The organism is Phytoactinopolyspora mesophila (assembly GCF_010122465.1).
GTDB lineage: Bacteria > Actinomycetota > Actinomycetes > Jiangellales > Jiangellaceae > Phytoactinopolyspora > Phytoactinopolyspora mesophila.
This window is the reverse complement of sequence record NZ_WLZY01000007.1, coordinates 217,555-243,840: the sequence shown is the minus strand read 5'-3', so window position 1 is coordinate 243,840 and position 26,286 is coordinate 217,555. Positions and strand designations below refer to the sequence as shown.

Annotated in this window: 22 protein-coding genes; 10 read left to right on the top strand and 12 right to left on the bottom strand. The window is 68.4% G+C overall.

The features are described 5' to 3' along the window. The first annotated feature begins 49 nt into the window (after nt 1–49). Nucleotides 50–2,281: a M14 family zinc carboxypeptidase gene (locus F7O44_RS20095; protein WP_162452064.1), complete on the top strand. Its 2,232-nt coding sequence runs from the start codon at nt 50–52 to the stop codon at nt 2,279–2,281. A gap of 40 nt (nt 2,282–2,321) precedes the next feature. Here F7O44_RS20095 and F7O44_RS20090 read toward each other — a convergent pair whose 3' ends face one another. From F7O44_RS20090 to F7O44_RS20080, 3 genes are all read right to left on the bottom strand, one after another. Then, nucleotides 2,322–3,974, bottom strand: coding sequence for a thiamine pyrophosphate-binding protein (locus F7O44_RS20090; protein WP_162452063.1), 1,653 nt, complete (start codon nt 3,972–3,974; stop codon nt 2,322–2,324). Nucleotides 3,975–4,053: 79 nt separating this feature from the next. Beyond that, nucleotides 4,054–4,827, bottom strand: coding sequence for a cyclase family protein (locus F7O44_RS20085; protein WP_162452062.1), 774 nt, complete (start codon nt 4,825–4,827; stop codon nt 4,054–4,056). Continuing rightward, complete coding sequence (locus tag F7O44_RS20080; protein ID WP_162452061.1) at nt 4,824–7,205, bottom strand: bifunctional salicylyl-CoA 5-hydroxylase/oxidoreductase; 2,382 nt, start codon at nt 7,203–7,205, stop codon at nt 4,824–4,826. Before F7O44_RS20080 ends, F7O44_RS20085 begins: the two co-directional genes overlap by 4 nt. 121 nt (nt 7,206–7,326) lie before the next feature. Between F7O44_RS20080 and F7O44_RS20075 the strand changes: the two genes are divergently transcribed. Further along, on the top strand, nt 7,327–8,124 hold the full coding sequence (locus F7O44_RS20075) for an SDR family NAD(P)-dependent oxidoreductase (protein ID WP_222851528.1): 798 nt from the start codon (nt 7,327–7,329) through the stop codon (nt 8,122–8,124). A gap of 103 nt (nt 8,125–8,227) precedes the next feature. Then, on the top strand, nt 8,228–9,034 hold the full coding sequence (locus tag F7O44_RS20070) for an ArsR/SmtB family transcription factor (protein ID WP_162452060.1): 807 nt from the start codon (nt 8,228–8,230) through the stop codon (nt 9,032–9,034). 31 nt (nt 9,035–9,065) lie between these two features. On the opposite strand, the gene F7O44_RS20065 is transcribed toward F7O44_RS20070, so the two are convergent. From F7O44_RS20065 to F7O44_RS20035, 7 genes are all read right to left on the bottom strand, one after another. After that, on the bottom strand, nt 9,066–10,733 hold the full coding sequence (locus F7O44_RS20065) for an AMP-binding protein (protein ID WP_162452059.1): 1,668 nt from the start codon (nt 10,731–10,733) through the stop codon (nt 9,066–9,068). 297 nt (nt 10,734–11,030) lie between these two features. Then, nucleotides 11,031–11,735, bottom strand: a complete 705-nt coding sequence (locus tag F7O44_RS20060; protein ID WP_162452058.1) for an ABC transporter ATP-binding protein — start codon at nt 11,733–11,735, stop codon at nt 11,031–11,033. Between the two features lie 46 nt (nt 11,736–11,781). Continuing rightward, nucleotides 11,782–12,570 carry an ABC transporter ATP-binding protein gene (locus tag F7O44_RS20055; protein WP_162452057.1) on the bottom strand — a complete coding sequence of 263 codons (789 nt, stop codon included), beginning with the start codon at nt 12,568–12,570 and terminating at the stop codon, nt 11,782–11,784. Beyond that, nucleotides 12,567–13,604, bottom strand: a complete 1,038-nt coding sequence (locus F7O44_RS20050; RefSeq protein ID WP_162452056.1) for a branched-chain amino acid ABC transporter permease — start codon at nt 13,602–13,604, stop codon at nt 12,567–12,569. The genes F7O44_RS20055 and F7O44_RS20050 overlap by 4 nt, the downstream gene beginning before the upstream one ends. Continuing rightward, nucleotides 13,601–14,476, bottom strand: coding sequence for an ABC transporter permease subunit (locus F7O44_RS20045; RefSeq protein ID WP_162452055.1), 876 nt, complete (start codon nt 14,474–14,476; stop codon nt 13,601–13,603). Before F7O44_RS20045 ends, F7O44_RS20050 begins: the two co-directional genes overlap by 4 nt. 6 nt (nt 14,477–14,482) lie before the next feature. Continuing rightward, on the bottom strand, nt 14,483–15,688 hold the full coding sequence (locus F7O44_RS20040; RefSeq protein WP_162452054.1) for an ABC transporter substrate-binding protein: 1,206 nt from the start codon (nt 15,686–15,688) through the stop codon (nt 14,483–14,485). Nucleotides 15,689–15,752: 64 nt separating this feature from the next. Then, entirely contained in the window at nt 15,753–16,580 is an 828-nt protein-coding gene (locus F7O44_RS20035) for an alpha/beta hydrolase family protein (RefSeq protein ID WP_162452053.1), read from the bottom strand. An 18-nt stretch (nt 16,581–16,598) separates the two neighbouring features. Between F7O44_RS20035 and F7O44_RS20030 the strand changes: the two genes are divergently transcribed. Continuing rightward, nucleotides 16,599–17,462: a PaaX family transcriptional regulator gene (locus tag F7O44_RS20030; protein ID WP_222851526.1), complete on the top strand. Its 864-nt coding sequence runs from the start codon at nt 16,599–16,601 to the stop codon at nt 17,460–17,462. 10 nt (nt 17,463–17,472) lie between these two features. Here F7O44_RS20030 and F7O44_RS20025 read toward each other — a convergent pair whose 3' ends face one another. Beyond that, a complete protein-coding gene (locus F7O44_RS20025) occupies nt 17,473–17,874 on the bottom strand; it encodes a RidA family protein (protein WP_162452052.1) in 402 nt (133 codons plus the stop codon). Beyond that, the gene (locus F7O44_RS20020; RefSeq protein ID WP_162452051.1) at nt 17,871–18,629 is read right to left on the bottom strand and encodes an SDR family NAD(P)-dependent oxidoreductase; all 759 of its coding nucleotides are present in this window, start codon (nt 18,627–18,629) and stop codon (nt 17,871–17,873) included. Before F7O44_RS20020 ends, F7O44_RS20025 begins: the two co-directional genes overlap by 4 nt. Nucleotides 18,630–18,676: 47 nt before the next feature. Here F7O44_RS20020 and F7O44_RS20015 point away from each other — a divergent pair, with 47 nt between their 5' ends. The 6 genes from F7O44_RS20015 (at nt 18,677) to F7O44_RS19990 (ending at nt 26,230) form a co-directional block, all read left to right on the top strand. Continuing rightward, nucleotides 18,677–19,879, top strand: a complete 1,203-nt coding sequence (locus tag F7O44_RS20015) for a thiolase family protein (protein WP_222851525.1) — start codon at nt 18,677–18,679, stop codon at nt 19,877–19,879. A 200-nt stretch (nt 19,880–20,079) separates the two neighbouring features. Next, complete coding sequence (locus F7O44_RS20010) at nt 20,080–20,877, top strand: enoyl-CoA hydratase-related protein (protein ID WP_162452050.1); 798 nt, start codon at nt 20,080–20,082, stop codon at nt 20,875–20,877. 151 nt (nt 20,878–21,028) lie between these two features. Beyond that, nucleotides 21,029–22,648 (top strand): signal recognition particle protein, encoded by a 1,620-nt coding sequence (ffh, locus tag F7O44_RS20005; protein ID WP_162452049.1) that lies wholly within the window; start codon nt 21,029–21,031, stop codon nt 22,646–22,648. Nucleotides 22,649–22,651: 3 nt separating this feature from the next. Next, nucleotides 22,652–23,728 (top strand): amidohydrolase family protein, encoded by a 1,077-nt coding sequence (locus F7O44_RS20000; protein WP_162452048.1) that lies wholly within the window; start codon nt 22,652–22,654, stop codon nt 23,726–23,728. Between the two features lie 457 nt (nt 23,729–24,185). Beyond that, nucleotides 24,186–24,800, top strand: a complete 615-nt coding sequence (locus tag F7O44_RS19995; protein ID WP_162452047.1) for an ArsR/SmtB family transcription factor — start codon at nt 24,186–24,188, stop codon at nt 24,798–24,800. Next, nucleotides 24,800–26,230, top strand: a complete 1,431-nt coding sequence (locus tag F7O44_RS19990; protein ID WP_162452046.1) for an MFS transporter — start codon at nt 24,800–24,802, stop codon at nt 26,228–26,230. The genes F7O44_RS19995 and F7O44_RS19990 overlap by 1 nt, the downstream gene beginning before the upstream one ends. The last annotated feature ends 56 nt before the right edge of the window (nt 26,231–26,286 follow it).

The window sequence follows — 26,286 nt, the reverse complement described above, 5'->3', positions numbered from 1 at the left end:
CACGCCCCGGCCGTCGTAGATCACCATCACTGGAAGGAAAGCCCTGTTCATGAGCGTGCCCCTGTCCCGTATCCAGCCGCCGGCGGATCAGCTGCTCGGCCACAAAGAAGTCGTGGACGCGATGGAGCGTCTCGCCGAGCGCCCACACGTACGGGTGGAGGAACTCGGGCGTAGCCGGGAAGGCCGTAGCATCGACGCGCTGGTGATCGGCCGCCCGGACGTCGTCGCCGATCCCCGTGCCGTCCAGGAGCAGGCTCGTCGATGGTCGCTGCCGAGAGCCGACGTGGGCAGCGACGCCGGGTGGGACCCCGACTGCCCAGTGCCGGTGTTGTTCCTGGCCAGCAACTACGGCAATGAAGCCGCCCAGACCGAAGCGCTGCTCGAGGTGGCGGCCCGGCTCGCCGAGCCGACCCCGGGCAACGAGCAGCTACTGCGCAGACTGGTTGTGCTGGTGGTCCCCCTGCTCAACCCGGACGGCCGCGAGCGCGCCCTGGCCACGTGGCGGCACCACCCGTTGGCGACCGGGCTGACCGCGTACGGCAATCATTACGACATCCAGGTGGCACGTGAGTACTTGCATGTCATCGAGCCGGAGAGCGCTGCCCTGGCCGACGTCGTGTCACGGTGGCACCCGATGCTGGTCTGGGAATTACACGAGGACTCGATCAATCTGGGCCGTACCTTCGCGGAGAACTGCCTTTGCCCTCCGATGTCGCCTAGTGACGCTATCGGATCCTGGGTGGCCAGCTCGCCGGGCGACAACGACCCCCGGCTTTGGCAACAGGAAGTGAAGTATGGCGCGGCCATCGCGGAGGCGTGGCGGACGCGGGGATATCGACTGTTGCACGATCCGGACGGCCGGCACGGCTGGCCCGGCCCCGCTGACACCGGCCTGGAAGAGGTCGCCAAACACCCGGAGACGAGGTTCACCCGGGCCATGGCGCTGCGTGGTGTGACGACGTTCATCACCGAGAGCGCCCGGCGTCCCGGCACCCAGACCTGGGAGGAGCGCGTCGGGCAGAAGGTGGCAGCGGGGCTGGCAGTGGCGGAGACGGCGGCCGGCGACGTCGCCGCCCTCACCTCGCTCGTGCGCGAGGTGGGTATGTCCGGAGCGAATGGGCCAGCCGGGTACTTCGTCATCCCGAGTGGCCAGGACCGTCACGTCGTCGACCGCGCCGTGTGGACACTAGGGCTACATGACGTCGAAATCCTGCAGGAGGATGATGGATCCTTCGTCATTCCGAAGGCTCAGGCGCGGGGCACCACCGCGGAGATCCTGCTCTCGCTCGTGCGGGGACGTCACCAGAGCCTGGTGGCCACGCTCGGCCTGCGTGTGGTCGAGTCCGCGGCAGGTCCGGCACCGGACCGGCGGGCGCTTCCGCCCTGGTCCGGGCTGGACGCGCCGTGGCTCAACGAACCGGATACGGACAAGCCTGACTCACCGTCCGACGGCGCTGGCCGTTCACCGCGGGTCGCGTTGTATGCCGGGCAAGGTGTGAAGGACTTCGCAGCGGAGGGGCATCTTGGGTCGGTGCGCAGGCTGCTTGAACACGAAGGCATACCTTTTGTCCTCATCGAGGCCGGCGACGTGGCGGAAGGGTGCCTTGACGGTGTCGACGTCCTGGTCATACCCAAAGGGGACGCCACCGCCATCCTCAACGGCAGCCAACCAGGCCCGCTGTGGTACGGCCCGCCGTGGCAGCCGGAAGAGGAACCGCGCGGTCTGGGAGTGGCTGGTGTGGCAGCAATCCGGGCCTTTGTTGATCGCGGCGGACACTACGTGGGTATCGACGGCGGGGGTGCCGCGCTGGCGACGGCGCGACACCTCGGACTGATCGACTGCGGCATATCCGCGGAAAACCTGGGAACCGGCCTCGTCGAACTGGCGACAACCGTGCCGGGCGACCGGCTCTTCGCCGGTCTGCCGGGTTCCTGGGATGAGGCGGGCCGGTGGCGCGACGGGCTGATCTACGCCATGACGGACTGCGAAGCCTGGTTGCAGGAGTTCGGCGCGATCGTGCTGGACGCGGGCACTGACGTCGAGGTTCTGGCGACCTACAGTCAGTTGCTTCCCGTCCCGGGAGTGAGCCACTTCGGCGGCACGCTGCCCGACGGCTCGAGCCGTCGACGCGCTGCTATTGTGCGTGGCCGGCACGGACGGGGAACCGTCACCCTGTTCGCGGTCAACCCCACCTACCGCAGCCTCAGCCCTTACAGCGCTCGGCTGCTGGCCAACGCCGTCAGGTCCCAGTCCCCGATTCCCGATGATCATGAACACTAAGTGACCAATATGGTCATCTAGTGTTCATGATCATCGGGGGTTAGTGGCCGCGGAAGGCCTCTTCCAGCCACCACGCGCCGCGCGGGGCGGCGATCTTGGCGTCGATCAGCAGCGGCCGGTCCCGTGGGCCGTCGACCCATCGTCGTACGTCTTCCAGATCGGCCGGAGCGCGCACCGTCACCGGTTCGAAGCCGTATCCTGCCCCGACAGCGGCGATGTCGGTCTCCGGGAAGATGACGGTGTCGAGCGGTTCTCCTTCGGTGAAGTGGTGCACCTCGGCGCCGTATGCGCTGTCGTTGTACACGACGACGACCATCGGCAAGCCGAGCCGGCGAACCGTGTCCAGCTCGGCCGCCGCCATCAGTGCGCCACCGTCGCCCAGCGCGGCGACAGGCAACCGGTCCGGCTGGGCCAGCCCCGCGCCGATCGCGGTGGCCAGGCCCAGCCCGATCGACTGGAACGCCTGCGTGAAACAGAACCCGAGCTCGTCCGGCACGGACAGGAACATGCTCGGATAACCCATGAAGTTGCCCGAGTCGACGGCCACCACCCGCTCGGCCGGGAGCAGATCATCCAGGCCGATGGTCAGGGTGCGTGGATCGATACGGGCCGACGCGCCGTCGCCCGTGCCCCAGTCCTCAAACGGCACGTCTCGCCAGCGCAGTTCCTCGGCGATACGGCGGCGGAGGGCGTCACCGCGGTATTGGGTGGCGGCCGCGGAGCGGTTGTCACCCAGCGCCCGCACAACGGCGGCAGCCACAGCGGCGCTGTCGCCCACCACACCGACATCCACGGGGCGGTTGCGCCCGAGGGCGTCCGGCTCCAGGTCCACCTGAACGACGCGAGCATCGGGGCCGATCAGCCGCCCGTGCCGCATGGTCCACATGTTCAGCGCGCAGCCGAAGCCGACGATCACGTCCGCGCCGCTGATCAGCTCCGCCGCCAGCGGCGAGGCGAAGCCCCCGGACACGTCGAGAGACCACGGCACGTCCCGGAACAGCCCCTTCGCCACCGCCGACGTCGCGAGCAGTGCTCCGCAGGCGTCGGCCAGCGCGATCAGCTCGGCGCGGGCGTGCCGGGCGCCACGGCCTGCGATGAGCACCGGGCGCTGCGCGGCGGCAAGCAGGCCGGCCAGGGCGGTGACGTCCTCGGCTGCCGGGGGTGGTTGAGAACGTGCGGCAACCGGGGTGGGGACGACCGGTACGTCTGGCAGCGACGTCGCCTGGACGTCCAGAGGCAGGTTGACGACGACGGTCCGCCGCTGGTCGCGCGCCATGGTGAAGGCCCGGACGGCGTCGTCGACCGCCGTGGCGCCTGAGGTGATCCGGACGGTCTCGGCGCCCACCGACCGCGCAAGCCCTGGCTGGTCGACGAAGAAGTTCGACGTCGGTGTGGTGGTCTCGGCGGCCAGCACGAGCAGTGGTGTGCGGCTTTTGGCGGCCTCGGCGATGCCCGTCATCGCATTGGTGAGCCCGCAGCCTTGGTGCAGGGTGAGCGCCGCGACCTCACCGCTCATCCGGGCGTACGCGTCGGCCATCGTGGCCGCACCACTCTCGTGGCGGGCGGCGACATAGCGAGTCCCTGCGTTGGCCAACGCGTTGGTGACATGGAAGTTGCCACTGCCGACCACACCGAAGGCGTGCGTGACCCCCAGGTCGGCCAGTACCTGGCCGACCGCCTCGGCGACGTTCATGACCCCTCCGGACTCATCTGATGATCATTGACGATCAACCCCCGGATTCGGTGGTCAAGTGCCAATGATCATGGGTCGGTTAGCGCTCGACCAGCGCGAGCACCCGGGTCGGACTGCCCGAGCCGCCGACGATCGGCAACGGTGCCACGACAATGACGGCTCCGGTAGGCGGCAGCTTGGCGAGGTTCTGCAACTGGGTCAGCCCGTACTTGCCGGCCCCGAGCAGCAGGGCATGGCAGGGGAAGGCGGGTTCGAAGGAATGCGCGCCGCCCGCGTCGGTGCCTACCGTCTCGACACCGAGCCCCACGATCGGCGACTCGTCGGCCAGCCACCGGGCACACTCCACACTCACGCCCGGCGTGTGCGGGCCGGTCTCGTCGGCGTTGAGGAACTCGTCCTGGCTGTGGCTACGGGCGTCCCAGCCGGTGCGTAGCAGTAGCCAGCACCCTTCCGGCAGCGCTCCGTGCTCGCCCTCCCAGGCCCTGATGTGGTCGACCTCGAGGAGGAAATCCGGGTCCGCGGCGGCCTGCTCGGCGACGTCGATGACCGCGGCGGGCGCCACCAGCCGGCCAACCGGCACCTGGGAGATGTCCTCGCGGTCGCGGCCGGTGATCCAGTGATTCGGGGCATCGAAATGGGTGCCGGTGTGCTCGCCGGTTCTGATCTGGTTCCAGTACCAGGCGGGGCCGCGCTCGTCGTACCGGCTGATCTCTTCGAGCTGGAACCGGTCGGTCTGCCCGAACGGTTCCGGGAGGACAAGGACCGGTGTGTCGGACGTGAGCGGTGCGGTGAGGTCGAGAACCTGGATGCGGTCGGAGGAGACGGCGTCGAGCAAGTCGGACAGGACGGTCATGACGTTTCCTTCGCAGTCGGTCGCCAGCGGGCGTGCCGGATGCCGCCATCCGGTTCCCGGATCAGCTCCAGGCGCGGCTTCGGACCGTCGCTGCGGCCGGCTTGCGGCTTGCGCCGGCCGGCCTGGAATTGCACCGGCCAGTCCGCGCCCGGACCGGTGTAATCCTGGTCTGCGGCGGCATGCAATGTCCAGTGCGGATCGTACAGATGCGTGCGACCAAGCGCGCACAGATCGGCCCGCCCGGCCAGGATCAGCGCGTTGACGTCTTCCGGTGACGAGATCGCGCCGACGGCGATGACAGCGGTGTCCACCTGGTTGCGGATCCGGTCGGCGTACGGCGTCTGGTAGCTGCGCCCATAAGCTGGGCGTTCCTCCTTGACCACCTGGCCAGTGGAGACGTCGATGGCGTCGGCGCCGTGGGCGGCGAATGCCTCGGCGAACGCGACGGCGTCGCCGGCCTCGGTGCCGCCCGGATGCCAGTCGGTGGCCGAGATCCGCACCGTCATCGGCTTGTGCCCCGGCCAGACGTCGCGGACGGCGTCGAAGACCTCCAGCGGGTAGCGCAGCCGCGCGTCAAGCGAGCCGCCGTACTCGTCGCCTCGATGGTTGGTGAGCGGCGACAGGAACGACGACAGCAGGTACCCGTGTGCGCAGTGCAGTTCCAGCAGGTCGAATCCGGCGCGGTCGGCGCGCCGGGCGGCAGCGGCGAACTGGTCCCGGATCTCGGCCATCTCGGCGCGGGTGAGCTCCCGCGGCGTCTGGCTGTCAGGGGAGTAGGGCAGCGGCGACGGCCCGACGAGTGGCCAGTTCCCTCCCGGTAGCGGCTCGTCGATTCCCTCCCACATCAGCTTCGTGGACCCTTTACGGCCGGAGTGGCCCAGCTGCAGCCCGATCGCGGCAGTGGAGCGTTGATGGACGAAGTCCGTGACACGAGCCCAGGCGGTCTCCTGGGTGTCGGTGTAGAGGCCGGTACAGCCCGGCGTGATGCGCCCGGCCTCGGATACACACACCATCTCGGTCATCACCAGACCGGCGCCGCCCAGCGCCTTACTGCCCAGGTGCACCAGGTGGAAGTCGTTGGGCATGCCGTCGTCGGCGGAGTACATGTCCATGGCCGAGACGATGACGCGGTTCTTCAATTCCAGTTCACGCAACCGGAACGGCTGGAACATGGGCGGGCGGGCGATGGCCGGAGCCGGGGTGACCCCCCGCCGCACTTCGTGCCGGGCGAACCATTCGTCGGCGGCGTCAACGTATTCCGGATCGCGAAGCCGCAGGTTGTCGTAGGTGACCCGCCGGGACCTGGTGAGGATGTTGAAGGCGAACTGGATCGGGTCCTGGTGGGTGTAGTGGCCGAGGTTCTCGAACCACTCCAGGCTGGCCTGGGCGGCCCGCTGAGTGGACAGGACGACCGGGCGGCGCTCGTCCTCGTAGGCGTCGAGAGCAGTCGTGGCGTCGGGCTGTTCGTGCAGGCAGGCGGCGAGCGCCAGCGCGTCTTCCATGGCCAGCTTGGTGCCCGAGCCAATGGAGAAGTGCGCGGTGTGCGCGGCGTCGCCGAGCAGCACGATGTTGCGGTTCCTCCAGGTGGCGTTGCGGACCGTGGAGAAGGTCAGCCACCGGGAGTTGTTCGCGAAGACCTCGTGTCCGCCCAGGACGTGCGGAAAGAGTTCGCGGATCCGGGCGATGGCGCCGTCGTCGCTGGTGCCGGGCGGCGCGTTGTCGTCATGGGTGGCGTCGAAGCCGGCCGCCTTCCACACGTCGTCGTGCATTTCGACGATGAACGTGCTGCCGTGCTCGTCGTACGGATAGCCGTGGATCTGCATGACCCCGAAGGGGGTCTGCTCGATGTAGAACTTGAACGAGTCGAAGACCAGGTCGGTGCCGAGCCACATGTACCGGCAGTGTCGCTGCTCCACGTCGGGCTGGAAGACGTCGGCGTAACGGGCCCGGACACCGGAGTTGACGCCGTCGGCGGCGACCACCAGGTCGTGGCCGGCGCTGAGCTCATCGATATCGGGGGCTGCGGTACGGAAATGTACGGTGACGCCCAGCTCCTCGCACCGCTGCTGAAGGACGGCCAGCAGCTTCTTCCGGCTCATGGCGGCGAAGCCGTGTCCGCCGCTGGTGACGACCTGCCCGCGATAGTGGACGTCGATGTCGTCCCACCGCGCGAACTGGCGTTGCATGGCCTCGTAGACCACCGGGTCGGCGTGCTCGATGCCGCCGAGTGTCTCGTCGGACAGGACGACACCGAAGCCGAAGGTGTCGTCGGCGGCGTTACGTTCCCACACGGTGATCTCGCGGCTCGGGTCCAGCCGCTTGGCCAGCGCGGCGAAGTACAGACCGCCTGGTCCGCCACCGACGATCGCGATACGCATACAACTCCTCGGGGCGTGAACGGTCCGGCGGTCCACGTATGTCCAGTCCGCCAGCCTTCCGTACCGGCTCAGCTCAGAGTATGTTGTATCTACGACGGTCGTCAACAATACGGGAGACGTAGTGGGATTCCTCGACGATGGCGTTTTCGGCGGGCAGGTCGCCATGGTGACGGGCGGAGCGGGTGGGATCGGCGCGGAGGTGTGCCGGGAACTGTCCCGCCGGGGCGCCGCGGTGGCCATCACTGATCTCGAGCAAGATGCGGTCGACGCCGTCGCGGCTGAGTTGCGTGCCAATGGCGCGCGCTCGGCAGGCTACGCCGTCGACGTGCGGGACCCGGCGCAGGTGCGTGCCGTCACCGAATCTGTGGCCGCCGAGTTCGGCGGGCTCAACCTTCTCGTCACGCTGGCCGGAGGTTCACTGGGCACACCACGCGACCTCGACGAGATCGGGCCCGATGATCTCGATCTGGTGGTGGACGTCAACCTGAAGGGCACGTTCTATTGCTGCCAGGCGGCGGGCCCGTACCTTCAGGCGGCGGTTGCCGCGGGCGGCGCGGGCGCTGTGGTCACGGTCTCGTCGATCGGCGGGCGGCAGCCGTCGCCGGTCACGGGGGTCCCGTATGCCAGCTCCAAGGCCGCCGTCGTGGGTCTCACCAAGCGGCTGGCCAGCGAATGGGGCCCGTCCGGGGTCCGGGTCAACGCGGTGGCGCCCGGGCTGTTCCTCACCGGGCGGCTGCGGCGGATGTACGACGACATGCCGGCCGGCGACCGGCGCGCTGTACTGGACGCCATCGCACTCGCCCGGTTCCCGGAGGTGCGCGAGATCGTCGAGCCGATCTGTTACCTGCTGTCTGGGCAGGCTTCTTACATCACCGGCGTGGTGCTGGACGTCAACGGCGGCCGTTTCATGCCGCTCTAGCCTCGGCAACTCGCCGGGCGAGCGTCTCGCGGGCTTGACATGCAGCCAATCGGCTGCCTAAATTAAATGCAGCCGATCGGCTGCATTTACGAGGTGACAGGTGATGGACGAGGTGTTCAAGGCGCTGGCGGATCCGGGTCGCCGGCGGTTGCTAGACAGCCTCAACGCTCGCAATGGGCAGAGTCTGCGGGAGCTGTGCGGCGAGCTCGACATGGCCCGCCAGTCGGTCAGCAAACATCTGGCCGTGCTCGAGGCGGCCAACCTCATCACCGTGGCGCGGCAGGGCCGGGAGAAGCTGCACTATCTCAACGCGGAGCCCATCAACGCCATCTCGGAGCGCTGGATCAACCGATACCACCGCGAGCGGGTGCAGGCACTCGCCGAACTGAAGAGAGCCCTGGAGGAACCGATGACCAAGCCGGAATTCGTCTACACGACCTATATCAACACTACGCCGGAGAAGTTGTGGCAGGCCTTGACCGACCCCACGTTCACCAAGCGGTACTGGAGTGTCACGTTCGACACCGACTGGGCGGTGGGATCGACCATGACGTGGCACATGGGCGAGGTGACCATGGCCGATCCCGCGCAGGTGATCCTCGAGTCCGAACCGTACCGGCGGCTGTCCTACACCTGGCACACCGTGACGCCGGAGTTCGCCGAGGCTGTCGAGCTGAGTGACGAGCTGTACGAGAAACTCCGAAGTGAACCACGCTCCAAGATCACCTTCGACATCGAACCCCATGGTGCGGCCGTCAAGCTCACGGTTGTACACGACGGTTTCGAGCCGGACAGCACGTTGCTGGAGATGGTCGGCCAAGGCTGGACGGAGCTGCTGTCCAGTCTGAAGACGCTGCTGGAGACCGGCGAGCCGCTGCCGTCCGCGCAACCGGCCGGCCAGAGCGCCTGACCGGCCTCACCGGGGTGGGCCGGGTCTCGGGTCACGCGGAGGGCGTCGTGGCCGCGGGTGTTTGCCGCCCGGCGGCCGCGGTGGCTTCCTGCCGGAGGCGGTAGCGCTGCAGTTTGCCGGTCTGCGTCTTGGGTAGGCTGTCCCGGAACTCGACGGACCGCGGGTATTTGTACGGCGCGATCTGCGATTTGACGTGGTTCTGCAGCTTGCGCACGGTGTCGTCGTCGTGCGGTGCTTGTTCGTTGAGGACGACGACGGCCTTGACCAGCTGCCCCCGGTCCTCGTCCGGCACGCCGATGACGGCACATTCGGCGACGTCAGGGTGGGTGAGCAGCGCCTGCTCCACCTCCGGGCCGGCGATGTTGTATCCCGAGGACACGATCATGTCGTCGCTGCGTGCCTGGTACCAGAAGTATCCGTCGGCGTCGCGCAGGTAGGTGTCGCCGGTGACGTTCCAGCCGTGCTGCACGTAGACACTCTGGCGCTCGTCGGCCAGGTACCGGCAGCCCGTGGGACCGCGCACGGCCAGCCGCCCGGCCACCCCGGGCGGTGCCTCGGCGCCCGACTCGTCCAGCACGGTGGCCACATATCCCGGCACGGGCCGGCCCGTGGAGCCGGGGCGGATGTCGTCGTCGGCGGCGGCGATGAAGATGTGCAGCATCTCGGTGGCGCCGATGCCGTCGATGATCCGAACCCCGGTGGCGTCGTGGAAGGCTTGCCAGGACGCCTCCGGGAGATGCTCACCGGCGGAGACCGCTCGCCTGAGGCCGCGCAGCTGGCCGGCCTTGCCGCCCGCGATCATCGCCTTGTACGCCGTGGGGGCAGTGAATAGGACAGTGACGCCGTGTTCGGCGACGGCGTCGGCGAGCTCTCCTGGCGTTGCCTTCTCCACCAGCAGGGTCGACGCACCGGCGTGCAGCGGGAACACGAGAGCGGCGCCCAGGCCGAAGGTGAAGGCGAACGGCGCCGTCGTGGTGAACACGTCGTCGGGGGTGGGCTTGACGATGTGCCGGCTGAACGTGTCGGCATTGGCCAGCACGTCGCGGTGGAAGTGCATAGTCACCTTGGGTTTGCCGGTGGTGCCGGAGGTGGGTGCGAGCAGCGCGACGTCGTCCGCCGCGGTGGGCACGTCGTCGAAGTCGGTGGATGCGCCACGTGCCAGGGTCAGGAGGTCGTCGCCGGCGGAACTCCCATACGGCACCACGGGAAGATCCGGTGCGGCCGATTCTCGTGCGGTCTGCAGATCCGTGAGAAACCGGTGATCGCTGATGGCGACGTCCGGCCGGGTCATCTCGATGGTGGTGATCAGCTCGGCAGGCCGGAGCAGGGGCATGGTGAGCACGACGACGCCGCCGGCCTTGAGGACGCCGAGCCAGGTGGCCACCAGCCATGGATTGTTCGGTGCCCGCAGCAGCACGCGGTTGCCAGGCACCAGGCCGAACTGTGTGGTGAGCACGTTGGCGATCTGATTGGCGTGATCACGCAACTGCCCGTACGTCCAGGTCTCCGTGGCCGTCCGCAGGCAGGTGCGGTCCGCGCCGTAATGCTCGATGGTGGTGTCGAGCAGCTCGGAGGCGCAGTTCAGCCGGTCCGGATACCGCACGTCCGGGAGGTCGAACAGCATCTGGGGCCAGGTGTGCTCGGGTGGGAGGCGGTCCCGGCAGAAGGTATCGACATGGGCGGACCTCGACAGCTGCATGACGTCACCTCGCGTGCCTTGTCGCAAGAAGCCTGGCATAAGACAGTCTGTCAGTTTGTTGACGACAGTCAATAGTGCGCGATGCGCGATGCCCATCTTTTCCCGTTGATCATGGGCACGTGGCACCTGTTCGGCCGCGAGAAGGTGCCACGTGCCCATGATCAACGCGAGAAGTGGGGGCGCGTGGGTCTCGGGGCGTGCGGGCGTGCGGGCGTGCGGGCGTGTGGCCGTGCGGGCGCGTGGGTGGGGCGACGCGAGGTGTGGGGTGGGGGCGAGGGGAGGCGAAGAAGCGCTTGGTCAGCCGACGCCGAGCAAGCGGCGCGCACGGGTGGAGTCGGCGCGGAAGTCCATGGTCGGTTCCCGGAGCACGATCCGGCCTTTGTCCATGACGGCGACCTCCTGGGCGACCGAGAACGCCAGCCGCAGGTCCTGCTCCACCAGCAGCACCGCGGTGCCGGCCTGCACAATCTCCGAGATCGTGGTGCCGACCTGGGAGACCAGCTGCGGCGCCAGCCCGTCGGACGGTTCGTCGAGCAGCAACACCAGCGGATTCGTCAGCAGCGCACGGGCGATGGCAAGCATCTGCTGCTCGCCGCCGGACAACTGGTCACCGCGGTGTGAGAGCCGTTCACCCAGGCGGGGGAGGAGGTCGAGCACGGCGGCGCGATCCCACGTGCCGTCCCGGCCGATGCGGGAGGCGATCTCGAGGTGCTCGGTCACAGTCAGCCCGGCGAATACCCGCCGTCCCTGCGGGACGAGGCCGATTCCGGCGCGGGCGGCAACATCCGGTCGCTGCCCGGCCAGCTCCCGGCCGTCCAGCAGCACGGATCCCGACGACGCCCGCACCAGCCCGCAGATGGTGTTGATCAGCGTGGACTTGCCGACGCCGTTACGCCCGAGCAGGGCCAGCACCTGGCCGTGGTCAACGTCGAGGTCGACGCCCTGCAGGACCGTGGATCCCTGGTATCCGCTGTGCAAGTCCCGGATCTCGAGGAAGCTCATGTCGGGTCTCCTCCGGGGTCGCTCATCGGATCTCGTGCGTGCTCGTTCATCGAGTCTCCTCCCGATCGAAGAAGAGCTCGTCGACGTCGGCCGCACCGAGGTAGGCGCGCTGGACGTCTTCGTTGGCCCGGACCTGTGCGACCGAGCCCGTCGTGAGCAGCTGTCCCAGGTGCAGGACAGTGACCTCATGCGCGAGATCGAAGACGAGGTCGAGGTCGTGTTCCACGAGCAGGACGGTCATCTCGGCGGGCAGTCCGCGGATCAGCTCGCTCAGACGTGCCGTCTCGGCCGGCGACATGCCCGCCGCGGGCTCGTCGAGCAGCAGCACCCGTGGCTCTGCCGCGAGAGCCACGCCGACTTCGAGCTGACGGCGCTCGCCGTGCGACAGGGCACCGGCGGGAAGTGCCTCGCGCCCGGCCAGTCCTACCTGGGCCAGTAGCTCGGCCGAACGTTCCAGTTGCTCGCGGTAAGCCGTGGCCGGCCGGAACCAGCGGTGTGCGACCCGGGCCTTGCGAGCCACCGCGAGCAGGACATTCTCGAGCACCGTCTCCCGGAGGAACAGGCTGGAGTGCTGGAACGTCGTGATGACGCCGACGTCAGCCCGGCGGTGCACCGGCAGAGACGTGATGTCATCTCCGTCGACGATCACCCTGCCGCTGGTGGGCCGGTGGGTGCCGGCGACGACGCCGAACAGCGTGGACTTGCCTGCGCCATTCGGCCCGATGATCGCGCGATGCTGTCCGGCCGGAACGTCGAACGCGACGCTGTCCAGCGCGGTGAGGCGGCCGAACCGGACCGTGATGTCGTGCAGCGAGACAGCGATCGGACCGCTCATGCCGGATGCTCCGTTCGACGCCATCGTATTCGTCGCCGTACTTGCGCGCCGACGCCGGCCAAGCCCTGCGGCAGGAGGTACACCACAGCGACGAACATGGCTCCGACCAGCAGCGGACCATGCCCGCCCAGGTCGGTGCCGATGTAGTCGCGGACGAGGACGACCAGTGCAGCTCCGGCCATCGCTCCGGGTAGCGAGCCGACGCCGCCGATGATGGCGGCGAGCAGCGCCACGGCCGCTACTGAGAACCCGACATCGCCCGGGGACACGAAGCGTTGCACCGACACCAGGAGCGCCCCGGCGGCACCCGCGAGTCCGCCGGCGACGGTGAAACCGGCCAGCAGGTACCGGCCCGTGGGGTAGCCGATGGCACGCATTCGCGGCTCGTTGTCCCGGACGCCGCGTAGCACCAGCCCGAACGGCGAGCGCACCAGAGCGCGCACCAGCAGATAGGCGATGACCGCCATGACCAGCACGTAGTAGTACACGAGGCCGTCGAGGCGCAGTTCGTCCATGCCGGGCAGCGGGATCACCCGCGGGATTCCGGACAGACCGTCGGAGCCACCGGTGATCGAGCTCCACGAGGTCGCCGCACTATGCGCTATCTCCCCGATCGCCAGAGTGATCATCAGGAACGGCACACCGCGCGCCCGGGTGGCGAGGGTCCCGGTGAACAGGGCGACGACGGCCGCCATCAAGGCGGCGAGGACCACCTGGACGGGGCCGATCGCGGTCAGGTCTCTGGCGACGATGGCGGCGGTGTAGGCCCCGACTCCGAAGTATGCGGCCTGGCCCAGGGTCGGCAGCCCGGTGACGCCGGTCAGCAGCGTCGCGCTGATGGCGAGCAGCCCGAACACGAGCATCCGTGACAGGGTGCTGACCTGGTAGTTGTTCAGCATGAACGGCGCCGCCGCCAGCAGTACGACGACAACGGCCCAGGTCACCATGGACGGTCGTCCCGGGCGCGCGCCGAAGCGCAGGCTGCGGCGCAGGTCGACTTCGGAACCGGCAGTGGAGGTCGTCTGGGTGGTCATCGTCGCCCTCCCGCTGGAACGAGACCGGCCGGTTTGATCACCAGGACCGTCAGCATGGCGCCGAACAGCAGGAACGGGGCCAGGTCCGGAAGCAGCGACACGCCGAGGGTCTGTACCTGGCCGATCAGCAGGCCCCCCAGCAACGCGCCACGCACCGAGCCGAGACCGCCGATCACGATGACGACGAGTGAGAGCACCAGTACGCGTTCGTCGATGCCCGGTCCAGGCGCCAGCAGCGGCGCGCCGAGTGTCCCGCCCAGCGCGGCGAGCGCGGCACCCACGGCGAAGACGCCGAAGAGCACCTTCCGAGTGTCCACTCCCATCGCGTGGACCATCTCGCGGTCGGCGACGGTGGCCCGCACGAGCGCGCCCAGCGTGCTGCGTTCGAAGGCGATGTACACCGCCAGCGCCAGGATGCCCGCTACCGCGATGAACACCAGGCGGTAGATCGGATACGGCCGCCCGAGCAGCTCGACGCTTCCGCGTAGCGCCTCCGGCGGAGCGGTGGGCACTACCTCGTGACCGAATGCCTCGAAGAACAGTTCTCCCGCGATGAACGCCACCCCGAGGGTGAGGAGCGCTTGATCGAGATGGCCGCGCTTGGACAGGGGCAGCGTCATTCCAGCGAGCACGCCGCCACCGAGGACCCCGGCGGCGGTGCCGACGATGATGGCCAGCACCAGCCCCCACCACGAGCCGTCGGACAGCGCGTACGCGGCATAGGCGCCGACCAGGTAGAGCGTGCCGTGTGACAGGTTCAGCACGTCCATCATGCCGAACACCAGCGACAATCCGACGGCCAGGGTGAACAGGAGCAGCCCGAAGGCAACCCCCTCGACGACGGTCACCAGGTTGGTGGCCAGGGCATCCACGTGGGGTCAGTCTCCCAGTTCGCCGAGTTCGTCGATCGCGGAGTTCTTCAGTTCACCGTCCACCTCGCTCACCTGGCGCAGATACCAGGTCTGAATAGGGGTGCCGCCCTCGTTGAACCGCCACGGCCCGCGTGGGCTGTTGATCTCGCCGACGGCGCCGATGGCCTCGTTGAGGCTTTCGCGGGTGAGGTCGCCGTCGACGGCCGCGATGGCCTGGTCGAGGACTGCGGCGGCGTCGTACGAGGCCACGGCGTAGGTGGTGGGCTCGATGTCGAAGCGCTCGACGTACTCCTCGACGAATTCGTTGTTGACGTCGGTGTCGAGGTCGGCGGAGTAGTTCATGGACGTGTAGATGTCCTCCGCGCTGCTTCCCTGTGCGTCGAGGACGCCACCCTCGGTGAGGAAGCCGGGCGCGTACAGCGGGATGTTGCCGGCCAGGCCGTAGTCGTCGTACTGCTTGACGAAGTCGACCGCCGCGCCCCCGGCGTAGAAGGCGAAGACCGCGGCGGCGTCACTGGACTGGATCTGCGCCAGATAAGGCTGGAAGTTGGTGGTGCCGGGGAACGGCGTGTACACCGTTGCCTCGACTTCGCCGCCGGCCGGCAGGAAGGTCTCTTTGAAGCCTTCGATCTCGTCCTTGCCGGCCTGGTAGTCGGCGGCGATCAGATAGACGGGGCCGTCGACGGCGTCGGCGACGTGTTCACCGAGCGCGATTCCGGGCTCGTCGTTGACGTACGACGTGCGCCAGATGTACTCGACGTCGACCAAGTCGGTGGGGGAGGCGTTGGAGCCCACCAGGGGCACCTCGTCGCCCTCGACCATGTCCTTGATGGCGTTCATGACGGCGGAGCTGACCACGCCGGTGACCGCGTGGACGTCGTCGGACTTGATCAGCTTGGTGGCGGCGGATTGGCCGGAGTCGGCGGTCTCGCCTTCGTCGGCGAGGATGATCTCCACCTCGCGGCCGCCGAGTTCACCATCGTTGAGATCGACGTACATCTCGAACGCGTTCTTCATGTCGTCGCCGAGGGCCGTGTAGATGCCGGATTGGGGCACGAGAAGGCCGATCCGGACCGGGCCGTCGTCGTCGCTGTCCGACTCGCCGCCGAGGCTGGAGCCGCCGCAAGCGGTGAGGGTCAACGCCAAAGCGCAAGATGCGATGAGCGGGAGGCGCGTTCGGCGCGTCCAGGTGATGTTGGTTCGAGCGGGCATGGCCGCCTCCGCGGTCGGGTGATCCATCGGACGTCGTGCGTGATAGCCGTCCTATCGCGTTTCACTAGCGGTCGTCAATAGCACGCAACAAAGCTGATACGTGCTCCTGGACGACCGGCCACGCCGTTGACATGGGGTCGATGACGCCGAAATGTTCGATCTCGGGCAAAGACACCAGGTCGACGGTCTGACCGGCGACGGCGGCATAGCGGTGGCTGAACTCCGGCGGGACGTGGTCGTCGTCGGTGCCGTGAATCAGGACCACGGGAACCCCAGGCGGGGTGAGCCTCAGGGGGTCGCACAGATCGTAGCGGTCCGGCACGGTATCTGGATCTCCGCCCAGCAAAGTCTGAGTTGCGCCGTCGTCGAGCCGCGCCGTGGCGGCGCTCGCCAGGTCCATGACCCCGGCCAGCGAGACGACTCCGCGCACGGCGGCATCGGGGCTCGGGCGCCACCAGCGCGAATTCTCCGGTAGTTGGTGCCGCGAGGCTGCCCAGACCGCCAGGTGACCGCCCGCGGAATGGCCCACGTGGGCCACCCGGCCGGTATCCACTCGCCCCGGCGCGGCGGCGCTGACCACGGACGCGATGGTGTCCAGCGCGAGGGCGACGTCGTCGAACGTCGCCGGCCAGCCGCCGCCGTCACCGGTCCGGCGGTACTCGATCGAGACGGTCGCCAGCCCGGCCGCCGCGAAGGCGGCGCACTGGGGACCCGTGTGCGTGCGGTCGAACTTGGACCGCCAGAATCCACCATGCACGACGACACACAGCGGTGCGGGCCCGGCGTCGTCGGGCAGCCACACGTCCGCGACGTGATCGGGCAGCGGGCCGTAGCTGACGGTGAGATCCGGCGGGGGCGCTGGGCGGGTCAGGACACTTCGAGGATCAGACATGTCGCTATCGTGACGGATGTGCACGAAGACTCGATAGCCTTGTCGGCCGCGGACCTCGACGACGCCCGCGACGCGCGCCCCGCTCAGCCGCGCTCGCTGATCGTGACGATCTACGGCAGCTATGCACGTGACGTGGGTGGGTGGCTTTCGGTGGCCACGCTCATCCGGTTGATGGCCGCGCTCGGAGTGGACGAGCCGGCGGTGCGTTCGTCCATATCGCGGCTGAAACGCCGGGGCGTGCTGGCGGCCGAGCGCCTCGACGGCGCGGCGGGTTATGCGCTGTCCGACGAAGGGCGGGCGATCCTCAGCGAGGGTGACCGGCGGATCTTCGGCCGCCGTACCGCACACGCCGACGACGGCTGGGTGCTGGCCGTCTTCAGTGTGCCGGAGAGTCAGCGTGCCCACCGGCACACGTTGCGATCCCGGCTGGCCTGGCTCGGATTCGGCACGGTGGCGCCCGGGGTGTGGATCGCGCCGGGCCACCTCGCCGATGAGGCCCGTGATGTGCTGACGCGGCTGCGGCTGGCCGATTACGTCGATCTGTTCGAGGCGCGCTACCTGGGCTTCGCGGAGCTGCCGGAGGAGATCGGCCGGTGGTGGAATCTCGACCAGCTGCAGGAGTCCTACGCCGCGTACCTCGATGCCTGGCGGCCCGCGCTGCAGCGCTGGAGAGCGGCCGGTGATGTCGATCCAGAGCAGGCGTTCACCGACTACGTCTGCACGTTGACCGACTGGCGGCGGTTGCCGTACATGGACCCGGGGCTGCCGGTCGAGCTGCTCCCGGACGACTGGAAGGGGACCGAGGCGGCCGAGCTCTTCTTCGAGCTGCGTGAGCGGCTGGCCGGTCCGGCGCGCGACTACCTCGACCAGGTCCGCGACTGATTCGGGTTGATCATGGGACGACGGCGACGCCGGAGACCTCCACGAGCGCATCCGCGTCCCACAGCCGGCTTACGCCGATGCCGGCCATGGCCGGGTAATGGGTGCCGATCAGGCGCCGCCACACCGCACCCAGCTCGCGGGCATGGGCACGGTAGTCCTCCATGTCGACGATGTACGTCGTCATGGTGACCAGATGGTCGGCCCGCCCGCCGGCGGCCTCGAGGGCGATGAGCAGGTTGCTCAGCGCGCGATCGAACTGGGCGACGACGTCACCAGGAGCGACGATGTGCCCGTCGGCATCCAGGGCGGTCTGTCCGGCCAGCCACACCGTACGCCCGCCCGTGCTGACCACCGCATGGCTGAAGCCGGACGGGCGAGCCAGTTCGGCCGGCTGGATGATCTCATGGCTCATGATTGCACCGCTCCGCCGTCGACGTTGATCCCCTGGCCGGTGATGGCGCCGTTCTGCACGCACAGCGCCACGGTGCCGGCGACCTCCTCGGGCGTGATCAGCCGCCCGATGGGTTGCTTGCGCTCCAGGGTGGCGCGGGCATCGTCCGGACTGCGGCCTGTGGTCGCGGCGATGGCGTCGACGGAGGAATCCGTCATAGGCGTGTCGACATACGCGGGGCAGACCGCGTTGACCGTGACGCCGGTGCTGGCGGTCTCCGCCGCGGCGGCGCGCACCAGGCCGAGCAAGCCGTGCTTGGCGGCGGTGTAGGCGGCGATGTACGGCTCGCCGCGTTTGGCGGCGACGGAGGCGACGGCGACGATCCTGCCCCACCCGGCCGCCGTCATCGCGGGTAGTGCCCGGCGCACACACTGGAACGGCACGGTGAGGTTGAGATCGAGCATCGATTGCCATTCGGCATCGGTGATCCGGGGGATCGGGGCGGATGTGCCCGCGCCGGCGTTGGCGATCAGGATCTCGACCGGTCCCCACCGTCGCTCGACGGCCGTGAACACGTCGTCGACGGCTCCGGGGGCGGTCAGATCGGCCGGAACGGTGCACGTCTCTGCAGGCAAGGTGGCTGCGACCTTGTCCAATTGACCGGCGGAGCGGGCGGTCAGGGCGATACGGTGGCCTTCGGCGGCCAGCCGGTGGGCGATCGCGGCGCCAATGCCGCGGCCGCCTCCAGTGATCAGACAGACCCGAGCTTCTCCCATCTCAACACCTTGTCAAGTGTTGGTGACGACCGTCAAGATGGCGTCATATGGATGACACGACCATGGACCGACGCGCCCTGATTCTCGACGCCGTCCGGACACCGTTCGGACGGCTGCGTGGCGGGCTGTCCGCCATTCGGGTGGACGACCTCGCCGCCCTGCCGCTGGCCGAGCTGGTTCGCCGTCGACCCGAGCTGGATCCGGCCGAGATCGCCGACGTCGTTTACGGCGACACCAACGGTGCCGGGGAGGACAACCGCGACGTTGCCCGCATGGCTGTGCTGCTGGCGGGGCTACCGGCGAGCGTGCCGGGCGTCACGGTGAACCGGCTCTGCGCCTCCGGCGGGGAAGCCGTGGTCCAGGTCGCCCGGGCCATCCGAGCCGGCGATATGGACCTCGCCGTGGCCGGCGGCGTCGAGGGGATGAGCCGGGCACCCTACGTGCTGCCCAAGCCCGACGACGCGCTGCCCCGGTCGATGGAGCTGCACCAGACCACGGTCGGATGGCGGCTGGTCAACCCCGCATTCCCGGACACCTGGACGCGGCCGCTGGGTGAGGCCGCCGAGCGGGTCGCTACGGGGCTTGGCATCGGCCGCCGTGAGATGGACGACTGGGCACTGCGCAGCCACACGCTCGCGCACCAAGCCTGGGAGAAAGGCCTGCACCAGGATTACGTCCATGCGGTGAGCGTCCCGGACGGCAGCGTCGTCGAACGCGACGAGTCGATCCGGCCGGGGAGCACTGCCGAGTCTCTTGCCGCGCTCAAACCGGCGTTCACGGCGGCCGGCACGGTCACAGCCGGGAACTCGTCGCCGGTGAACGACGGCGCCATCGCCATCCTCATGGGCACACCGTCGGCGGCGACACGGCTGCGTGTCGAGCCGGTGGGGGAGGTGCTGGCGTCGTCGGCCGTGGGCGTCGAGCCGGACCGCTGGAGCCTCGCGCCGGTCCCGGCCATCGAACGCGCGCTGGGCCGCGCCGGGATCGCCTACGACGACGTCGCGGTCTGGGAGATCAACGAAGCGTTCGCCGCCATGGTGCTGTCGGTTCTGCACGAGGAACCGCGAATCGATCGGGACCGCGTCAACCCGAACGGCGGCGCCATCGCCATCGGGCATCCCCTGGGCGCGTCCATGCCTCGAGTGATCGTCGACTGCGTGCGTGAGCTGCGACGTCGCGGCGGCGGGATCGGCGTCGCCGCCGCGTGTATCGGCGTCGGCCAGGGCCTCGCCGCCGTCGTGCGAGTGTGAGTCGGGTCGGTTGTTGTGAACCAGACCGCCGCTACGCGAGGTGAGAACGCTGGTGGTTGGACGCCGGCCGGGTTCGGTCGGGCATCGGCGAGCGAGGTACGAGCGAGTCCGCGGGCGGGGCCGGCCTCCAACCACCAGCGTTCGTTCAACCACCAGCGTTCGAGACCAGCACGGCGTAGGCAGCACGAGTGAGGAGAGGTATGAAGGTCGAGGATTTCACCGACGTCCGGTACGAGGTGCACGACGGCGGCGTCGCGGTCATCACCATCGACCGGCCGGATCGTTACAACGCGTTCCGTGGCCGCACGGTCGACGAGCTGATCAGCGCATTCAAGACGGCCTGGGCGAGCCGCGAGGTCGCCGTGATCGTGCTGACCGGCGCGGGCGAGAAGGCGTTCTGCGCCGGTGGTGACGTGAAAGAACGGGCGGAGACCGGCGGCTACGGTGAGACGGAGTGGGGAACGTTCGAGATCGAGCGGCTGCACCGCATGATCCGCGACGTGCCCAAGCCGGTGATCGCGGCGGTGAACGGCGTGGCCGTAGGCGGCGGGCACGTGCTGCACGTGTTGTGTGACCTGTCTATAGCTGCCGAGCACGCCCGGTTCGGCCAGTCCGGACCTCGTGTGGGTTCGTTCGACGCGGGGTTCGGCACGGCCTACCTGGCTCGCGTCGTGGGGGAGAAGCGTGCTCGGCAGATCTGGTTCCTGCTGGATCTCTACGATGCTGACACCGCCGAGCGATGGGGTCTGGTCAACGAGGTGGTGCCGGCCGATCAATTGTTGGAGACGGCCCTCGCGTGGGGGCGGAAGATGGCCGGCTACTCACCTACGGCGCTGCGCTTCGTGAAGCACTCGTTCAATGCCGACACCGATCACCAGAGCGGGCTTTCGCACCTCGCTTTCGACGGGCTCGAACTCTTCACAACCAGCGAAGAGGGCATGGAAGGCGCGCGGGCATTCGCCGAGAAACGAGACCCTGACTTCGGCCGGTTCCGCTGACCTCCGTTGCGTCCTGCAGACCGGGGCCCCGGACGCACGATGTGCAGGACGCACGGGCGGGCGAGTCGGCGTACGGTGTTCGGCGCGGCTGCCCGGCGTGAGTTACCCTTGCCAGACACCTGCTTTCACCGAACGTGAGGTCTAAGTCCACGTGTTCGCCACTCTTACCGATCGTCTGACCACGACGTTCAAGACCCTGCGCGGAAAAGGCAAGCTATCCGAAGCTGACATCGACGCCACCGCTCGCGAGATCCGCATCGCGCTGCTGGAGGCCGACGTCGCGCTGCCGGTGGTGAAGGAGTTCATCGCCGCGGTCAAGGAACGTGCCCGCGGCGCTGAGGTGTCTGAGGCGCTCAACCCTGCCCAGCAGGTCATCAAGATCGTCAACGAGGAGCTCGTTCAGATCCTCGGCGGAGAGACCCGTCGGCTGCGCTTTGCCAAACAGCCGCCCTCGGTCATCATGCTGGCCGGCCTGCAGGGTGCCGGTAAGACGACGCTGGCGGGCAAGCTCGCCCTGTGGCTCAAAGGCCAGGGCAAGAACCCGTTGCTGGTGGCCGCCGACCTTCAGCGGCCCAATGCCGTCAACCAGCTGCAGGTGGTGGGTGAACAGGCCGGTGTCGCGGTGTGGGCGCCGGAGCCGGGCAACGGCGCGGGCGATCCGGTTGCGGTGGCACGCACCGGTGTCGAGCAAGCCCGCAGCAAGCTCTACGACGTGGTCGTCGTCGACACCGCGGGACGGCTGGGCGTCGACGAAGAGATGATGCGGCAGGCCGCCGACATCCGCGATGCGGTCAAGCCGGACGAGACCCTGTTCGTCGTCGACGCGATGATCGGCCAGGACGCGGTCAACACCGCCAACGCATTCCTCGACGGTGTCGGGTTCGACGGGGTCGTGCTGACCAAACTCGACGGCGACGCCCGTGGTGGTGCCGCGTTGTCGGTCGCCTCGGTCACCGGCCGGCCGGTGATGTTCGCGTCGGCGGGTGAGAAGCTGGCCGATTTCGACGTCTTCCACCCGGAGCGGATGGCCTCGCGCATCCTCGACCTGGGTGACATGCTCACTCTGATCGAGCAGGCCGAGAAGGCCTTCGACGCCTCTCAAGCGGAGAAGATCGCCCGGAAGCTCTCCGACAAGGGCGGCAAGAACTTCACGTTCGACGACTTCCTGGACCAGATGCAGGCGGTCAAGAAGATGGGCTCGCTGAAGAGCCTGCTCGGCATGTTGCCCGGAGCCGGGCAGATGCGCGAGGCTCTGGACAGCTTCGACGACAGCGAGCTCGACCGCGTCCAGGCGATCATCTATTCGATGACCCCCGCGGAGCGCGAGAACCCCAAGATCATCAACGGTTCCCGCCGCGCTCGCATTGCCCGTGGTTCCGGAACTCAGGTCAGCGAGGTCAACCAGCTGGTCGAGCGGTTCTTCATGGCGCGCGACATGATGAGCCAGGCGGCGCAAGGCAAGATGGGCGGGCTTCCTGGCATGGGCGGCATGCCGGGGATGCCAGGCGCCGGCGGGCTCGGCGGTGTGAGCAAGAAGTCCAAGGGCCGTCAGGCGAAGCAGTCCAAGAAAGACAAGAAACGCGGCGCGCGCTCGGGCAATCCCGCCAAACGCGCGGCTCAGCTTGCCGCGGCCGAAGAGAAGCGGGGCCAGGGCGGCGAACCCGGCCAGGTCCCATCCGCGTTCGGCGGCGGCTCGGCAGGCACCGGCAAGGACGACGTCACCGATTTCGAGCTTCCCGACGACATCGCCGACTTCCTCAACCGCCGCTGACCCATGACTGCGCTGCACCTGCGGGGCGTCGTCCTCCCCGAGGCCGAACACCGTGAACTGTGGGTGCGCGACGGCAAAGTGACGTACGAGCCGGTGCCCGGGGCGGAGACCGTGGCCACCGGCTGGATCCTGCCCGGACTGGTCGACCTGCACTGCCATGTCGGCCTGGATGCCAACGGCCGGGTGCCCGACGACGTCGCCGAGCAGCAGGCGCTCACCGATCGCGACACCGGAACCCTGCTCATTCGCGACGCGGGATCACCGGCCGACACTCGCTGGATCGATGAGCGTGACGACCTGCCGCGTATCATCCGCGCGGGTCGGCACATCGCGCGGACGAAGCGTTATACCCGCAATTTCGGCTGGGAGATCGAGCCGGAAGAGCTCGTTGCCTACGTCGAGCAGGAAGCGCGCCGTGGTGACGGCTGGGTGAAGATCGTCGGCGACTGGATCGATCGGGAGAAGGGTGATCTCGGACCGTGCTGGCCGCGGGAGGCCCTCGACGCGGCGATCGCCCGGGCTCATGAGCTGGGGGCACGGGTAACCGCGCATGTCTTCGGTGAGGACGCGTTGCCCGACCTGCTCGGTGCGGGCATCGACGGTATCGAACACGGCACCGGGCTGTCCGACGACCACATCGCGCTGATGGCCGAGCGTGGGGTCTCGATGGTCCCCACCCTGGTCAACATAGCCAACTTCCCGGTCTTCGCCGACCAGGGCGCCGCGAAGTTCCCGGCGTACGCCGCACACATGCGTCAGCTGCACGAGCGCCGGTATGAGAACGTCCGCAATGCGTACGACGCGGGCGTACCGGTATTCGCCGGGACCGACGCCGGCGGAGTTCTCCCGCACGGGCTGATCGCCGAAGAGGTGATCGAGCTGGCCGCCGCGGGTATCCCGGCGGCCGATGCCGTGGCGGCCGCGTCCTGGCGGGCCCGGTCCTACCTCCTGGGCGGAAGTGGTCTGCTGGAGGAAGGGTCCGCGGCGGATATTTGTGTGTACGCCCAGGACCCACGGGTAGATCCTCGAACGCTGCTGGATCCAGGGCGGATCATCCTGCGCGGCCGCGTCATCCGCTGACCTCGTGCCGGTGATCGTCGCCGGATTCTTGTCGTTCCGCAGACGTGTCGCCAGGCGTTTTGTCGTGAGGTAGCAACAAGAATCCGGCAACGATCACCTGGGCCGCCGTCGTCCGTGTTCACCAGATCGAGCCGTGTCTCACCGCTTTGCCCCGCCGTTTTGTCCCGCCGTTTTGCCCCGCCCTCACCTGTGCCCGCCGTTTTGCCCCGTATTACGCCCTTCTTTGCCGCGCCCTCACCTGTGCCCGCCGTCGTCCCTGTGCTCGTCACGACCCTTCTCGGTGATCGACAGTGCGTTGCGGTCGTGCTTCAACAACCACAGGGCCCTGTCGATCACCTGATTGCGACCACAACGCACTGTCGATCACCGACAAGGGGGCGTAAGCCCCGAAAATACTAAAGGAGTATTGCGCAAGAAGACTTGCTAAAGAAGTCTTTAGCAAGCTATCTTTAGTGTCATGTCCAGACACGAGGAACCCCGCATCACCGATCCGCAGCGGCTGCGCGCGCTGGCGCACCCGCTGCGTGCAGAGCTGTTGGACGTGCTCCGGATCGAGGGCCAGGCGACCGCCACCCGCTGTGCGGAGCTGACCGGGGAGAGCGTGGCCAGTTGCTCGTTTCACCTGCGGATGCTGGCCAAGTACGGGTACATCGAGCCGGCGGAACAGCAGGGACGGGAGAAGCCGTGGCGGCTGGCCATTCACTCGTTCACGGCTACGGCCGACTTCGAGGACCAAGCTTCGATCTACGCGTTGCGAGAGGTCGCGACGCTGGCGATCGACCAAGCCGCGCAGCGGGTACGCGAATGGCTCGCTCGCGGACCGGAAGAGCCCTTGGAGTGGATTCAGGCGTCGACCATCTCCACGTCGGTGTTCTGGGCTACGGCTGAGGAACTGGCTGAGGTGAGCCAGGCGCTGAGTGAACTCACCGACCGGTTCAAAGCCCGCAACGCGGACCCGTCGCTGCGTCCAGCCGGAGCGAGGGTGGCCCGCCTGCTCGGTGCCATCACCGTGGATCCGGAGCGTCCGGACAGCAGCCACGGAGATCACGGTGACCAAGGGGCGTCGTCGTGATGGCGCGGCTCAGCGTGCCCCGCCGCCGGAACGCCAGTTCTGCGCCACCGGCCGAGGGTGCCGCTGCCAGCACCTCGCCGGTGCCCGGCACCGTCGCAGTTGATGACTCCGCGGTCGCACCCGCGCCGGCCGAGTCTCGTCCGCCTCTGGGGCGTGGATTCCTCCATCTGTGGGCCGCATCAGGGATCTCCAATCTGGGTGATGGCATCCTGCTGATCGGCGGGCCGTTGCTGGCTGTCACGGTGACACGGTCGCCGTTCCTGGTCTCGCTCGTCACCGCCGCCATCTGGCTGCCGTGGCTGTTGTTCGCCCTGCATGCCGGGGCGGTCGCCGACCGGTATGACCGGCGCCGGATCATGATGGTCGCCAGCTGGAGCCGGGCGACAGGGCTGCTGCTCGCCGTCGTCTTCACGGCGATAGGCGAGCTGAATCTTCCCGTCCTCTACGCGGCGGTACTGCTGGTCGGCATCGCCGAGGTGTTCTCAGACACGTCGGCGCAGTCGATGCTGCCGATGATCGTGCCCAAGAGCCGTCTCGGAGACGCGAACGGGCGCCTGATCGCGGCGCAGACGGTCGCGAACAACTTCCTGGGCGCTCCGTTGGCTGGTGTGCTGGTCGGGGTCGCGGCCGCCAGTGTGTTCGGCGCCGCGGGGCTCTGTTACGCGCTGGCCGGCCTATTGCTGCTGCGCATCCGCGGCCGGCATCGCGTCGAGTCGGTCTCGACGCAGACGATGCGCGCGGACATCGGCGCCGGCCTGCGGTATCTCTGGGCGCACAGTCTGCTGCGAAACCTGGCCACGTCCGCCGGTCTGATCAACTTCGGCAGCAACGCCTACATGGCGGTGTTCGTCCTGTGGGTTGTCGGCGACGAATCCGAGATCGGCCTCACACCCGCCGGGTACGGCATCGTCGCCAGTGTGCTCGGCCTGGGCGCCGTGCTCGGGTCGCTCGTGGTCGAGAGAGTAACGAGGAAATTCGGCGCTTCGCAGACGCTGATCGGCGCCCTGCTGCTCATGTCTTGCCTGTTGCTGGCGCCGGTTGTGGCGCCCAGCGTCGCTGTTCTAGTGCCGGCGGCCGTCGGGATCGGCGCATGCGGTGCGGCCACCAACGTCATCGTCGTCTCGATGCGCCAGCGGCTGGTGCCCGAAGAACTCTTGGGCCGGGTCAATGCGTCGTACCGGATGATCGGTATGGGAGGTATTCCCGCTGGCGCCGTGGGTGGCGGTGTGCTCGGGAGCGCAGCTGGCCTGCCGGTGGTGTTCTTCAGCGCCGTCGGGCTGTGTGTGGTCGCCGTCGGCCTGGTCGCCTATCGGGTCTCGCCTCGTGCGCTGGCCGCCGCGGAGCTGCGGGCGGCGCAGCGCGAAACAGCCAGGGCTGAAGCCCGGGAACGCAACGTCACCCAGCCCGGCCATGAAAGCCACGACGCATGAGAGCCCGCGTCATCTGAGCAACCGCATGGTCGCCTTCGCGACGAGTCCCACCATCA